This is a genomic window from Microcoleus sp. A6-C6 (genome assembly GCF_036705955.1).
Classification (GTDB): domain Bacteria; phylum Cyanobacteriota; class Cyanobacteriia; order Cyanobacteriales; family Microcoleaceae; genus Microcoleus.
Genome location: NZ_JAUBVR010000001.1, coordinates 107,230 through 120,863, shown reverse-complemented (window position 1 = coordinate 120,863; position 13,634 = coordinate 107,230). Strand labels below are relative to the sequence as shown.

Annotated in this window: 12 protein-coding genes; all 12 read left to right on the top strand. The window is 45.8% G+C overall.

Features of this window, described 5'->3' with window-relative positions; all coding sequences use genetic code 11:
• The first annotated feature begins 951 nt into the window (after window positions 1–951).
• Entirely contained in the window at window positions 952–2,244 is a 1,293-nt protein-coding gene (locus QUB52_RS00485) for a glycosyltransferase family 1 protein (protein WP_332972144.1), read from the top strand.
• Window positions 2,245–2,350: 106 nt separating this feature from the next.
• Entirely contained in the window at window positions 2,351–3,577 is a 1,227-nt protein-coding gene (gene glf / locus QUB52_RS00480) for a UDP-galactopyranose mutase (protein ID WP_265239939.1), read from the top strand.
• 129 nt (window positions 3,578–3,706) lie between these two features.
• Window positions 3,707–4,063, top strand: coding sequence for an STAS domain-containing protein (locus QUB52_RS00475; RefSeq protein WP_332967846.1), 357 nt, complete (start codon window positions 3,707–3,709; stop codon window positions 4,061–4,063).
• A 338-nt stretch (window positions 4,064–4,401) separates the two neighbouring features.
• Window positions 4,402–6,285, top strand: a complete 1,884-nt coding sequence (locus QUB52_RS00470) for a glycoside hydrolase family 2 protein (protein WP_332972145.1) — start codon at window positions 4,402–4,404, stop codon at window positions 6,283–6,285.
• 141 nt (window positions 6,286–6,426) lie between these two features.
• Window positions 6,427–7,548 (top strand): beta-glucosidase, encoded by a 1,122-nt coding sequence (locus QUB52_RS00465; RefSeq protein WP_332972146.1) that lies wholly within the window; start codon window positions 6,427–6,429, stop codon window positions 7,546–7,548.
• A gap of 139 nt (window positions 7,549–7,687) precedes the next feature.
• Entirely contained in the window at window positions 7,688–10,003 is a 2,316-nt protein-coding gene (locus tag QUB52_RS00460) for an NACHT domain-containing protein (RefSeq protein WP_332972147.1), read from the top strand.
• Between the two features lie 365 nt (window positions 10,004–10,368).
• A complete protein-coding gene (locus QUB52_RS00455) occupies window positions 10,369–10,575 on the top strand; it encodes a hypothetical protein (RefSeq protein ID WP_265239934.1) in 207 nt (68 codons plus the stop codon).
• 55 nt (window positions 10,576–10,630) lie between these two features.
• Entirely contained in the window at window positions 10,631–10,957 is a 327-nt protein-coding gene (locus QUB52_RS00450; protein WP_332967842.1) for a hypothetical protein, read from the top strand.
• 347 nt (window positions 10,958–11,304) lie between these two features.
• Window positions 11,305–11,895: a transposase gene (locus QUB52_RS00445; RefSeq protein WP_332972148.1), complete on the top strand. Its 591-nt coding sequence runs from the start codon at window positions 11,305–11,307 to the stop codon at window positions 11,893–11,895.
• Between the two features lie 73 nt (window positions 11,896–11,968).
• Complete coding sequence (locus tag QUB52_RS00440; protein WP_265239931.1) at window positions 11,969–12,325, top strand: cupin domain-containing protein; 357 nt, start codon at window positions 11,969–11,971, stop codon at window positions 12,323–12,325.
• Between the two features lie 116 nt (window positions 12,326–12,441).
• A complete protein-coding gene (locus QUB52_RS00435) occupies window positions 12,442–12,894 on the top strand; it encodes a pyridoxamine 5'-phosphate oxidase family protein (RefSeq protein WP_265239930.1) in 453 nt (150 codons plus the stop codon).
• A 208-nt stretch (window positions 12,895–13,102) separates the two neighbouring features.
• Window positions 13,103–13,567 carry a rhodanese-like domain-containing protein gene (locus QUB52_RS00430; RefSeq protein ID WP_265239929.1) on the top strand — a complete coding sequence of 155 codons (465 nt, stop codon included), beginning with the start codon at window positions 13,103–13,105 and terminating at the stop codon, window positions 13,565–13,567.
• The last annotated feature ends 67 nt before the right edge of the window (window positions 13,568–13,634 follow it).

Below are 13,634 nucleotides of genomic sequence, written 5' to 3'. Positions count from 1 at the left end.
AATGTCCGGCGGGTAATCATACAAATGACAGATAATTTATATAGAATTAATAATTCTAGCAAGACTTTTCAGCAAGACTTTTCAAAGTGGTATCTTTGAGTCGCGGGTTGGCAGCGATATTTGGTGGGGGAATTGCATATATTGAGGAACCCTCCCTAAGACGGATGATTGAAATTGGTGCTCTGCGCATGACTTTAACCTCGCACCCAGAGCACCAATATCGTCATCTTGGTTTCTTGCCACTGAATCGAGTAAAATCCTAGGTTTCTCGTGGCTTTTACCAGATTTCTCCGGTATGATTGACAATGGTATAAGATGTCGGTTTAAGGCGAATACATAAACTATCAATTCTTAATCTATCGGAAGTCATAAATCTAGGCAGAGAACTTGTATATTAAGATACAAAATTGGCCAACCTGCGATCGGATAAGTTTAAAAAAGGCGACTTTTCTGAAATCACAGGGCAACAAAAACTCGTGAAACGAAGCTGTCCCGGAATCCCAAATTTTATCTGTTTTACCAAATAAATCCATAAAACTCGCTAGTTTTTAACCCGTACCTGCCAATTAAGAGTCATTTCACAAGAGCGATCGGTATTTTAACCGCTTTTGAACCAAGAGTGCAAGCTAGGCGCGCCCTGAGATCGAAGTCATCCTTCAGATAGAAGTAATAGCAGTAAAATTGAGTTAGATTTAGCAGCAATAGCAAGTTTAACAAAATTAACTTATCTCCAAGTTTCACTCCTGAAAAAAGCAGATAAGCGTGTTTTTACGCAGCTAAGCAGTTGCCTTGTTTGGTCTAATAAATGCGCCGCTTGTTCGCCAATAAAAATTCTCTGATTAATGCTTGCGACTTTCAGTAAGACACTGCCAAGCAAGATATCTTATTGACAATTTTTCATTACTAAATTTTCCTGGAAAAAATTTCATCAACCAATTATCGAGGCTAATTATGTCCCCGCCAGAAAGCTCAATAAACAATAATTATAGCAATAAAGGTCGAGCATGGGAGATCCGATTTACCTGGATAGATCCAGCAAAATCTCCCTCTCAATTCGCTCCCTCGCCAGCCAACTTATCAAAAGCTGCTGCTTTAGATGCACCGGATTTAGTTTGTTTGTCTCATTTGCGGTGGAATTTCGTCTATCAGCGTCCGCAACATCTCTTAGGCCGCTGTGCCAAAAATCGCCGCGTATTCTTTATAGAAGAACCTGTTTTCAACGCGGCAACTGATTGGTGGCTTGATGTCAGCATTCACGAAACCGGAGTCTGGGTAATAGTACCGCACCTGAGCGAAGGAATCAGCGAACAAACAGTGCAAACTGCTCAGCAAGCCATGCTCGATGATTTGTTTCAATCAGCAGAAATTAGCCAGTACATTCTCTGGTATTACACACCAATGGCTGTCAGTTTTACCAACCACTTAAAACCGCTAGCTGTAGTCTACGACTGCATGGATGAACTGTCAGCATTCCAAGGCGCACACCCGGATTTAAAAGCAAATGAAACCCAACTATTAAAGCGCGCCAACGTCGTATTTACAGGCGGACACAGCCTCTACGAAGCAAAGCAGCACCAGCACCCAAACATTCATGCTTTCCCTAGCAGCATCGAAAAAGAACACTTTGCCGCAGCTAGGAATTTTTCAGAAGCACCTGCGGATCAAATAGACATTCCTCACCCGCGTTTGGGATTTTTTGGCGTCATAGACGAACGCATGGATATCGAACTGCTGGGCGGCATTGCGGAAGCGAGACCGGACTGGCATTTAGTCATCATTGGCCCGGTGGTGAAAATCGACCAGGCAACTCTACCAACTCACCCAAATATCCACTATCTCGGCGGCAAATCTTATCAAGAACTGCCAGCGTATCTTGGCGGGTGGGATATAGCAATGCTGCCTTTTGCGATTAACGAATCGACTAAATTTATTAGTCCGACGAAAACTCCCGAATACCTCGCTGCCGGCAAACCGGTGATTTCTACTCCGATCCGCGACGTGGTGCGGCCCTACGGAGAAAACGGCTTGGTTCGGATTGCGAGCAATGTTGAAGAATTCGTTGCTGCTGCTGAAGCAATCCTGGGCGAAAGTTCGGAAGTTCGCGCCAAGTGGCTGGGCGAAGTGGATGCCTTTTTAGCAGACAATTCTTGGGACAATACCTGGGGTGAAATGCTGGAATTGATCGAAAGTGCGATCGAAGGCAGAAAGGCAAAAGCAGATGACAGGCTAAAAGTTTTAAGTTAGAAATATCGAGGTTTAACACTCAACCATACTAGCTTACCAATTACCAATTACCGATTACAAATTACCGATTACAGATTACAAATTACCAAACAATAGAGGTACTTTAATGTTTGACTATTTAATTGTCGGAGCCGGATTTGCAGGTAGCGTCATTGCCGAAAGACTAGCAACTCAGGCGGGCAAAACAGTCTTGATAATTGATACCCGCAATCACATCGGTGGCAACGCCTACGACCACTACGACAACCACGGCATCCTCGTTCACAAATACGGCCCCCACATTTTTCACACTAATTCGCGCCCTGTTTTCGAGTACCTTTCGCAGTTCACCGATTGGCGGCCCTACGAACATCGCGTCCTCGCCAGCGTGGACGGTCAACTGTTGCCAATTCCGATCAATCTCAACACTGTAAATAAACTTTATGGGCTGAATCTGACATCATTTGAAGTCGAAGATTTCTTCGCGAAAGTAGCAGAACCAAAAGATTATATTCGCACTTCCGAAGATGTCGTTGTCAGCAAAGTCGGCCGCGAACTTTACGATAAATTCTTCCGCAACTATAGCCGCAAACAGTGGGGAATAGACCCGTCAGAACTTGACAAATCAGTGATTGCGCGCGTACCCACCCGCACTAACAGGGACGATCGCTATTTCACCGATACCTATCAAGCAATGCCCCTGCACGGCTACACTCGGATGTTTGAAAAGATGCTGTCTCACCCAAACATCAAGGTGATGCTGAATACCGACTACCGGGAGATTGAAGGTTTTATTCCTTACGGGGAAATGATTTATACCGGCCCTGTGGATTCCTATTTCAATTATTGCTATGGCAAACTGCCTTACCGTTCCTTAGAATTCAAGCACGAGACGCTGAACGTACCCGTACACCAAGCAGCACCCGTGGTAAATTACCCGAACGAGCATTTATATACTCGCTGCACGGAGTTTAAATACCTCACCGGACAAGAGCATCTCAAAACGAGCATTGTCTACGAATATCCCCAAGCTGAGGGAGACCCTTATTACCCGGTGCCTCGTCCGGAAAATGCCGAAATATACAAGAAATATAAGGCTTTGGCTGATGCCACTCCGGGAGTTTCTTTTGTGGGGAGGCTGGCGACTTACAGGTATTATAACATGGATCAAGTTGTCGCTCAAGCTTTGACAACTTATACTCAGATTACAGCCAAGCCGATGATTGAAATGGTGGGCAATCTTAACGCTTCTGCCTCTAATTTAAGCTCGTCGAACGCAGTTGCCGAACTCCCAGCCGCTGTTTCTCTAGAAGTCGTTGCTGTCAATGGCAACGGCAAATCTGCTAGCAAATAGCTGTAAGCTGTGATTTTGTAAGGGGGAAAAGTCTACGGCGATAGTTGAAAATGTAAGGTGCGCAGTGCGCACCCTACTTGGTTTCCCTCGAAATTTTTTTTAACAATTCAAACAAGGATTGAGGTAAAAATGAGCGTGATCGTGAAAATAATTTTGTCTCATGAGGTTTTGGAAAAATCTCAATTTTTTTATTTTCAAAAAGAAATAAAGCGCCTAATTGAAAGCGACGGCAAAATTCTGATGCTGGATTTCTCAAATATAAAATTCTTGAAAAATTCGGAGTTAATGGCTGTAGTGGCGATCGTGAAATTAGTTAGAGACAGCGCCTGTATACTTTTGATATCTGCTATGAGCGAACAAGTTAGAATGCTATTTGAACTCACGGGATTAGAACAGATATTTCAGTATTTGCCACATCCCGAAGAAGTTCCTCTCACAAGTGACCTAACTGAACCTTTAGGAGGTTTGCAAAGTGTTGCCAGCTAAAGGGAGAGGGGAGAGGGGAGAGGGGGAGAGTGGGAGAGGGGGAGAGGGGGAGAGAGGGAGAGTTGGAGAGGGGGAGAGGGGGAGAGTGGGAGAGTTGGAGAGGGGGAGAGGGGGAGAGTGGGAAAAATCTTCCTTCCTTCCTTCCTTCCTTCCTTCCTTCCTTCCTTCCTTCTTCCTTCTGACTAATGACTAATGACTAATGACTAATGACTAATGACTAAGCCTTCAGATGAGGCTGTTTTAAGGTGCAGAACTTTTGCAAATTAATCAGCAAAAAACTTGTCAAAGTCGCGAGAATTGTCGTTAACCTATAAATATAACTTTGGGTAGATGTGCCGATGAGTTGGTTAGGTAGAGAAGTAGAAAATTGCGATCTTGAAGAGTCTTCCACTCTAGACAATAAGGTGACTGTTCAAGGGCGCAAAACAGGTTATCCGCGCCCGCAATTGCGCCGCAGCAACTGGATTTGTCTTAACGGTCAGTGGAGGTTTGCTTACGACGATGCGGGACGCTGTGTGCAGCCGATCGACATTACCGACTGGAGTCACACTATAGAAGTGCCATTTGCTCCCGAATCGGCAAAAAGCGGGATCGGTGACACGAATTTTCACGCCAACTGCTGGTACGATCGCGAATTTGACTTACCCCACACAGAAAGCAGAGTTCTCCTCCACTTCGGCGCCGTAGACTACCGCGCCCGCGTCTGGGTAAACGGTCACTTTGTCATCGAACACGAAGGCGGACACACTCCTTTCTCGGCAGACATTACAGCAGTTCTTAACCCCATCGGCCCGCAGCGGGTGACAGTCTGGGCCCAGGACGATCCGCAAGATTTGGCAAAACCGCGCGGCAAGCAAGATTGGCAAGTGCAACCGCACAGCATCTGGTATCCGCGCACGACCGGCATTTGGCAGACAGTCTGGGTAGAATTGGTGCCTCACACTTATATCGAGCGCATCCGCTGGACTCCGCAGTTTGAACGCTGGGAAATCGGTTTTGAAGCGTTTGTGGCGGGCGATCGCCAATCCGGGATTCAAATTAAAGTTAAACTGTCGATCGGCTGTTTGCTGCTGGTTAACGACACCTACGAAGTGATCAACGGCGAAATCCACCGCCGCATCGCCCTTTCAGATCCGGGGATCGACGACTACCGCAACGAACTGCTGTGGAGTCCCGAAAAACCGACATTAATTAACGCACAAGTGGAGTTGTGGGCGGACGGCAAACTGCTCGACGAAATTAAATCCTACACCGCGATGCGGACTGTCAGCATTCAGCGCGATCGCTTCATGCTGAACGGCCGCCCCTACTACCTGAGACTGGTGCTCGATCAAGGTTACTGGCCTGACACCCTGATGACTGCCCCCTCCGACGAAGCTTTGCGCCACGATGTCGAATTAGTCAAAGCAATGGGCTTCAACGGCGTTCGCAAACACCAAAAAATCGAAGATCCGCGCTTTTTGTACTGGGCCGACGTGCTGGGGCTGCTAGTTTGGGAAGAAATGCCCAGCGCCTACCGCTTTACTCGCAAAGCCGTTGACAGGCTGACGCGGGAATGGACGGAAGTGATCGATCGCGACTCCAGCCATCCCTGTATCGTAGTCTGGGTGCCCTTCAACGAATCTTGGGGAGTTCCCAATTTAGTCGAAGCGCCAGCCCACCGCCACTACGTCCAAGCGCTGTATTTCCTGACCAAAACCCTCGATCCGACTCGCCCGGTAATTAGCAACGACGGCTGGGAAAGCACAGATACCGATATCCTGGCGATTCACGACTACGACAACAACCCGCAAACTGTGGCCAAGCGCTACGGGCCCGAAGTCCAGTTAGCGGATTTGTTCAATCGCGGGCGTCCGGGAGGGCGAGTCCTCACCCTCGACGGCCACCCGCACCAAGGACAGCCGATGATGCTGACCGAATTCGGCGGCATAGCCTGCGCCGGCCGCGAAAACCCCGATTTTCACAGAGTTTGGGGCTACGTGCGCGCGTCGGACACGCAGGAACTGCAAAAGCGCTATACGGCGCTGTTGCAGGTGGTAAACCGAGTGGAAATGTTCAGCGGATTTTGTTATACACAGTTAACCGATACTTTCCAAGAAGCTAACGGTTTGCTGTATGCCGATCGCACTCCCAAATTTCCCCTAGAGGCGATCGCGGCGGCAACTCTCGGCTGGGATATTCCCGAAGAAAGTTCGCTGTCGCAAGCTATTACTCAGTGCTAAATACACTACAAACCAAAATCTCGTTTGTAGTGAGGAATGCAAGTCCTTTTTTAGGAATATTTAAGGACTAAACTCCCTACTACGAACCTTAAAACCTCGCTGTCAACTGTCAACTGTCAACTGTCAACTGTCAACTGTTTAATGATGTTTCAAAGTTTTTTCATGGGCGGTTTTGAATGTTCCACGCACAAATTGCGATCGGGAAAACGCCTCGATGTCACAGCCGCTACCGGCCACGATAAATTCGCAGTCGCCGACTACCAACGCTTGCAACAGCAAGGCATTTACACAGTCCGCGAAGGCCTCCGCTGGCACTTAATTGAACAGTCGCCAAAAACATACGATTTTTCCAGCGCCCTGCCAATAATTCGCGCCGCCCGCGATACAAAAATGCAGGTAATTTGGGATTTGTTTCACTACGGCTGGCCGGATGATATTGATATTTTTAGTCCCGAATTCGTGTCCAGATTTGCCAAGATGGTGCGCGCTTTTATGCAAGTGCTGACTGACGAAACCGACCAAATACCATTTGTGACACCTGTCAATGAAATTTCATTTATTGCCTGGGCTGGCGGCGATGTCGCGTACATCAATCCCTTTGCGGAGGGGCGGGGAGACGAGCTCAAAATTCAGTTAGTCAAAGCTGCGATCGCAGGGATAGAATCAGTTTGGGAAATCAATCCCCACAGCCGCATCGTTCAGATTGACCCGGTAATTAACATTATTGCCGATCCTGACAAACCGGAGGATAAAGACGCGGCGGAAGGTTATCGTTTATCTCAATATCAAGCATGGGATATGTTGGCGGGACGCTTTCGCCCCGAACTTGGCGGCCAGGAAAAATATCTCGATATTATTGGGGTGAATTATTACGATCGCAATCAGTGGATTCACAATCAAGATCCGATGAAATACACCGATCCGCTGTACCGCCCGTTTAGCGAGATGCTGCAAGAAGTGTTCGATCGCTACGGCCGCCCCTTATTTGTAGCAGAAACAGGCACTGAAGACGATTTTAGACCTGTCTGGTTTAATTATGTGTGCAATCAGGTAGCGGCGGCGCTGAAAGCAGGAGTTCCGGTAGAGGGAGTCTGTTTGTATCCGATCGTCAACCATCCGGGTTGGGACGACGACAGGCACTGTTACAATGGTTTGTGGGATTATTGCAATGAATTGGGCGATCGAGAAATTTATCAGCCTTTGGCGGATGAATTGCAGTATCAAAGACAGCAGATTGAACCGTTGCTCAAGTCAAAAAACTAACAGTTTTAAGACTGGCGTTCTAACTCTAATGTAGGGTGCGCACTGCGCACCTTATATGCTGGGACTAACAAATTATTATAAAAATGCTCGATCTTAAAAAAATTTTGAATTTTGAGTCTTAACATGAGGTTGTTATTTTATGGTAAAACGATCGCTCCAAGCATCCACTTCTGGAATTCAACGGGCGAAAGCAGCGTTTGCCATCAAGGGCTGGACTCAGGACAATCTAGCCGGAGAAGTCAACTTAAAGACTCGTCAGCCAATTGGGCGATTTTTTACAGGCCAACGGGTCGATCGCCAGAATTTTTTAGCCATTTGTACAATACTAGATTTAGATTGGCGAGACATTGCCGACCATCCGGCTGCGGAATTTCCAGAACCCGGAGACGCCGCCGAGACTGCCTCTGGGAATATTGACAATTTAGTGCAAGTTGTGCGATCTCAATATCGCGACACAATTCAAAACCAATGCGGCATCTTGCAATTACTCGACATCAGCCGTCCAGTCAGCATTGATGACATCTACGTCGATGTCAACATTTTAGAAGAAATAGCTAGCCAACAGTGCTTTGAAATTGCCGACCTGCAAAACTTAGAGCCCGCCGAATTCGATCGCGTCGGCTTAGGCGCAGTTGACCAAAAACAAATACCAGGAATGCAAGCCGTCGAAACCTACTCCAAACTCAGAGTATTAGGTAAACCAGGAGTCGGCAAAACCACCTTTTTGAAACATCTTGCCATTCTGTGCAACCGGGGCAAATTTGCCGCCCATCAAGTGCCAGTTTTCATCGCCCTGAGAGATTTTGCCGAAGAATCCAGAGATGATGGCAAGTTTAGCATCCTAAATTACATTCATCAGGCATTTCTCACATCAGGTATTCCCAATCCGTCTGTAATTGAAACTTTACTCAAAGCCGGTAGAGTTTTGCTGTTGCTAGATGGCATGGATGAAGTGCTCAACCAGGACATTACAGTAGTTCTGAAAGAGATGCGCAAATTCTCAGAAAAATATCACAAAAACCAGTTCGTCGGCACCTGCCGCACCGCCGCCCAAAAACTGCAACTGCAAGGCTTTACCGATGTGGAAATTGCCCCCTTAACCGAGGCTCAAATCACCACCTTCGCGGAAAAGTGGTTTGTAGAATTTGCCAAAAACAACTCTCAATCTGGGAAAGCACAGTCTATGCAGTTTATGCGGAAATTGGACTTGTCGGAAAACTGGCAGTTTCGCCAACTGGTAGTCACGCCACTGTTTCTGCATCTTGCTTGCTGGGTGTTTCACGGTCAAGACAAATTTCCGACTAAACGCACGGAGTTTTACAAGCAAGGACTGGATTTGCTGCTGGGGAAATGGGATGAAGCTAAAGGAGTCGAACGCGATGACGTGTACCGAGGGTTTTTATTACCTCAAAAACTCAGGTTGCTGAGTCAGTTGGCGGCAGTCACCTTTGAAGACGGACAGTATTTTTTTGAGCAACGGATCATCGAACAATACATTGGGGATTATTTGCGGAATTTGCCAGGTGCGACATTATTAGAACCAGAGGAACTCCAACTCGAAAGCGAAGCCATACTTAAATCAATCGAGGCTCAACATGGGTTACTTACAGAACGAGCGCGAGGAATTTTTTCGTTTTCCTATTTAGCATTTCAAGAATACTTCACGGCTCGAAAAATTGTTGCCAGTCACAATCTGGGAGGATTAGAGCAAGCGCTGTCCGGGTTGGTGAGTCACATAACTGACCCGCACTGGCGCGAAGTTTTCTTGTTAACAACTGCGATGTTGCGGAGTGCAGATTCGCTGGTGCAGTTGATGAAACAGCAGATTGATGTATTAGTGGCTCAAGACCCTTATCTGCAAGAATTTTTGCTGTGGGCCAGTCAAAAATCGCAGATGATTCCCAAAGAGCCCAAAGTTGCCACTTCACGAGCGTTTTACTTGGCGCTTGCCCAAAGCCCTCATACAGCAGCTCACTTTGCGTTAGCGTGCACCCTGGATCAAGGGATGTTTTTAGATGCGGCCTTAGATAATTTGCTGCTGGAATGTGCGGTTAATCAAAGTCAGGATTTTGCTTGTGCCAATGCTTGCAGTGAGGCGCTCAACAATATTCTGGTGACGGTTCTGGATGCTGGATTTTATAAGTCTTTGCAACAATTGAGAGACGAATTGCCATCTGCGAGTCAAAACCGAGAATGGCTTGATGACTGGTGGCAGAAACACTATTCTGCTTGGATGGAAGAGTTGAGGGAGACGATCGCCCATTACCGCAATATTAACCATACTTGGGAGTTTAGTCCAGCTCAACAGCAAGTGCTGCAATCCTACTACAATGCCAATCAACTTCTGCTCGATTGTCTGCACAGCAATTGTGAAGTGACAGCCGCCATCCGACAGGAAATCGAAGCGACTTTATTGCTGCCTCAGCAGGAACTGGAAGCTAGGGAATGGCAATAAATTCTGAATTGATACATATTTATGTAAAGAATTATCAAGTATTCACTCAATTAATACAAATCAAACATCTGTTAATACTCGACTTGAAACGTCAAGTGCCTATAATTTTTATAAGATAACTCACTCTTAGCTCAATACGGTTCACTTAGGACTGCTCCCCCCTAGCCCCCCTTAAAAAGGGGGGACAAGAAAGTTCTCAAAGTCCCCCTTAAAAAGGGGAGGACAAGAAAGTTCTCAAAGTCCCCCTTCTTAAGGGGGATTTAGGGGGATCTCCGGGCAATCAACAGCGCTAACCCAAGCGTATTGATCTGTAAAAGCTTTGTGGAAAAAAACGGCACGTTAACTCGATCGACTCAGGATATGAGATGAACACTTTATTGACTAATGCAATCCCATTGTCAAGGAACTTAAAACCCGATCGCACCCAGCAGGTTTTAGACACACCAGCGATCGACGGCTGCATGAGCAGCCGTCATACTTGTCTGTGCTGTTCTACTGTTTTAGTCCGACATATGCGATCGGGAAGGATTTACTGGCGTTGTGGCTGTTGTCATACAGATATGCCCGCTTAGTCAACGCCGACAAGCAATCGTTTTCGGACTCAGCAATTTTAAATTAGAGGTACAAATGTCATTCGAGCTAATCAATTTAACATTGCCAACCGTACTGCGAGAAATTGGCGAAGTCTTAGATGACTACCCAGAACATCCCTATCACTCAGCTTTTGCGATTCATGAATTTCGGCAAAAGCTGATTGCTCACGTTCTGAGCCAACTTCCCAACCATTACGCGATCGCCGGAGAACCAGCACCGACGAGAAAAATCAGCGCTCCACATCGTTCTGCTTTAGCTGAGCGAATGTACCGAGAAACGGTGATTCGAGGGGGCATTCTGCACATTTTGAGAGAAAATGCCGATCGATTGAGTCATATTTTTCAGCAACAAAGCGCTTAGAGTTTACTGCTGATAGTGAAACTGGGAGCAGATATTTCGGAGTGTCATACCATTTCTAAAAATTTTGCTATGACAGAATTTTTGGGTGTGTTTACTCAACTATTTTGTCCGGTGCGTCGCTGTGAGATTGTCGATTTTTCTTTGGGATTTTCTTTCTTCGACGCACCGTACGGCTACTCATTTAGAAAATCTGACTTTTACCAAAATGTTTTTTCTTACGTTTGTTACGTAGTGAATCAACTCATTCAATTCATTCAAAAAACAACCCAACAGCTTGTCAGAATCAGAGTAAATACCAGAGTTTTTAATTCGGATCCGGCAAGCAGTCTTAACATTTAATAACGCAGATGATGAGCTTAAAAAATCGAGCCAAGGCAACCGCCAAAAATATTGAAGGTAAAGTTCAAGAAGGAGTGGGCGATTCCCTACGGGATAGCTACGCCGCGCGTACTAAAGATGGCAACACTCAAGCGATCGCCACGGCATCTAGAGTCGAAGTCCTCGCCAAACTCTACCTAGAAAGCGCCCCGGCTGAAATTTCTGATACAACGATCGCCCAATTGTGCGATTGGCTGTGGAGTGAGTTTCAGAATACCCCGCTAAATATAGAATTCTCATGGTATGAGCGTTACAACAGTCCCGCAGAGATGTTTGCCGATATCCAGCAAAATCATCTGTGGGTATCTGCCGAAAATTACGACACAACCCTGGGTATTAATCCCATCTATAACTTCATCTTCCAGGCAGTGCACGACGATGACCACTACCGCACTGATAGCGATTTTAATCTGGAAGGCGAAATCGCGACTTACAATGCCACCGCCAAACGTGCACCAAGTCTAGAAATCCAAAAGATTATCTATTCCGAAAGTGTGTTGCGATCGGCGGCCAACCTTTTCCTGGGACATCCGCCGATCGCCAAAATTGTCTTTCCGTGAATTACAGATACTCAATCCACGAGTGTCCTTGTGCTTCACCTTAATCACCTCTCTACAATCAAGAGCCAATCCCATGACTGCAACCATAATCTCATCGAAAAATACCACAATTCATTGGGCGGATGTCATTGAGTATTCCCAGACTCAAGTCAAGAGCAAGATTCTGCTAGAAGATAGAAACTGCCGATATTCCCTGATGTCGATCGCGGTGGGAATGCACATCGCAGAACATTCTTCGAGTCGCAATGCCACAGTGAATGTGATTGAAGGACAAGGCGTGCTGACGCTGGAAGGCACAGAAATTGTCCTTCAATCGGGAGTGTTTGTTTTTGTACCTGCTACCGCACGCCATGCTATTAAAGCAGTGACAAACCTCGCCTTTTTATTAACACTCTCTGAACAGGTTGGTGACTCCAATCATTCTTCTTGAAATTGTCTGCCTTCATCTCCGTGAATCTGCCTTATATCTGTGGTTGATCTATCAATCAAAAATTTAGGTAATCTGGTATAATAAAATCAATTGAGTAAATCGTGAAAAGGAGAATAATGATGTTAGATATTGATGAAATGGGACAAAAAGAAATTCAGGAGTTTCTACAACAAGTAGGATACGGTCATCTTGGCTACATACACGAAGGAAAACCCTACGTGATGCCAATGCACTATTATTTCAAAGACTCTGATATCTACCTGTTTACAACCGAAGGTATGAAGACTCATGACATAAACGTGAATCCAGAAGTCTGCTTACAGGTAGAAGAAATTCACGATCCGCTGCATTGGCGCAGCGTGATTGTGAGTGGCAGAGCCGATCGCCTAACCGAGCAGCAAGACATCGATCTAGCGATGGAATTAGTCAAAGGGCAAAATCCCACACTTTCGCCTGCGATCAATCGAACTTGGATCGACTCTTGGGGACGTGCAGAGGTAATAGCAATCTACCGCATTTCTCACGGCGAGATGACCGGACGCACGACTGATGGACCAAGCAGTCATTAGCGCTCCTGATTAATCAATCCGTTCAATTTATTTAGGAAATAACCCAAACGAAACAGCCCTGCTTAAGAAGGAAGGGATAGGATATTCTTAAAATCCTCTTCTTAAGAGGGATGCGATAGGATATAGATTCGGTTATAAACAAGACATAACAAAGGTTTTTAGGTTTAAGTTAAAAAATATTAGTGAGATCAAGGAGAAAAAAAAGAATATGAGGAAATTTCTTTTAACATTATTGGTGGGAACGCTATCATGTATTTGTTTTTTGGCGATCGCACCAATGCCAGTCATAGCGGCTAGTTCAATGCCCCAAGCTCAATTGTCAGAAACCATCGATAATTTTTTGACTTCTCTTCCTCGCGATTATTACACGATTAAAAATACAGAAGCTCTCAAAAGTATTGTCAAAAATGATCATGCTTCATTAATTGATGTCAGACAACCTTCTGAATATACCTCCGGTCACATTTCAAGCGCTATTAATATACCCTTGGAAACTTTAATGGCAAATCTTGATAAAATTCCCAGAAATCACCCTGTAATTCTCTATTGCACAACTGGTTATAGAAGCGCAATGGGAGTTATGACTTTGCAAATGTTAGGATATGCTAACGTGAGGGGTTTTCCTCCTAGTATTCAAGGTTGGAAAGCGGCAGGAGAACCTTTAGAAAAGTAGGATGTAAGTATTTATGATACTCAACCTAATCCAGCATAACTAGCTAGGAAAAAGACGATTCACTCAG

Bases quoted from the DNA above. Each gene is read 5' to 3' on its own strand.
- QUB52_RS00485 (WP_332972144.1), top strand. From the start codon at position 952: ATGTCCCCGCCAGAAAGCTCAATAAACAATAATTATAGCAATAAAGGT.
- glf (WP_265239939.1), top strand. From the start codon at position 2,351: ATGTTTGACTATTTAATTGTCGGAGCCGGATTTGCAGGTAGCGTCATT.
- QUB52_RS00475 (WP_332967846.1), top strand. From the start codon at position 3,707: ATGAGCGTGATCGTGAAAATAATTTTGTCTCATGAGGTTTTGGAAAAA.
- QUB52_RS00470 (WP_332972145.1), top strand. From the start codon at position 4,402: ATGAGTTGGTTAGGTAGAGAAGTAGAAAATTGCGATCTTGAAGAGTCT.
- QUB52_RS00465 (WP_332972146.1), top strand. From the start codon at position 6,427: ATGATGTTTCAAAGTTTTTTCATGGGCGGTTTTGAATGTTCCACGCAC.
- QUB52_RS00460 (WP_332972147.1), top strand. From the start codon at position 7,688: ATGGTAAAACGATCGCTCCAAGCATCCACTTCTGGAATTCAACGGGCG.
- QUB52_RS00455 (WP_265239934.1), top strand. From the start codon at position 10,369: ATGAACACTTTATTGACTAATGCAATCCCATTGTCAAGGAACTTAAAA.
- QUB52_RS00450 (WP_332967842.1), top strand. From the start codon at position 10,631: ATGTCATTCGAGCTAATCAATTTAACATTGCCAACCGTACTGCGAGAA.
- QUB52_RS00445 (WP_332972148.1), top strand. From the start codon at position 11,305: ATGATGAGCTTAAAAAATCGAGCCAAGGCAACCGCCAAAAATATTGAA.
- QUB52_RS00440 (WP_265239931.1), top strand. From the start codon at position 11,969: ATGACTGCAACCATAATCTCATCGAAAAATACCACAATTCATTGGGCG.
- QUB52_RS00435 (WP_265239930.1), top strand. From the start codon at position 12,442: ATGATGTTAGATATTGATGAAATGGGACAAAAAGAAATTCAGGAGTTT.
- QUB52_RS00430 (WP_265239929.1), top strand. From the start codon at position 13,103: ATGAGGAAATTTCTTTTAACATTATTGGTGGGAACGCTATCATGTATT.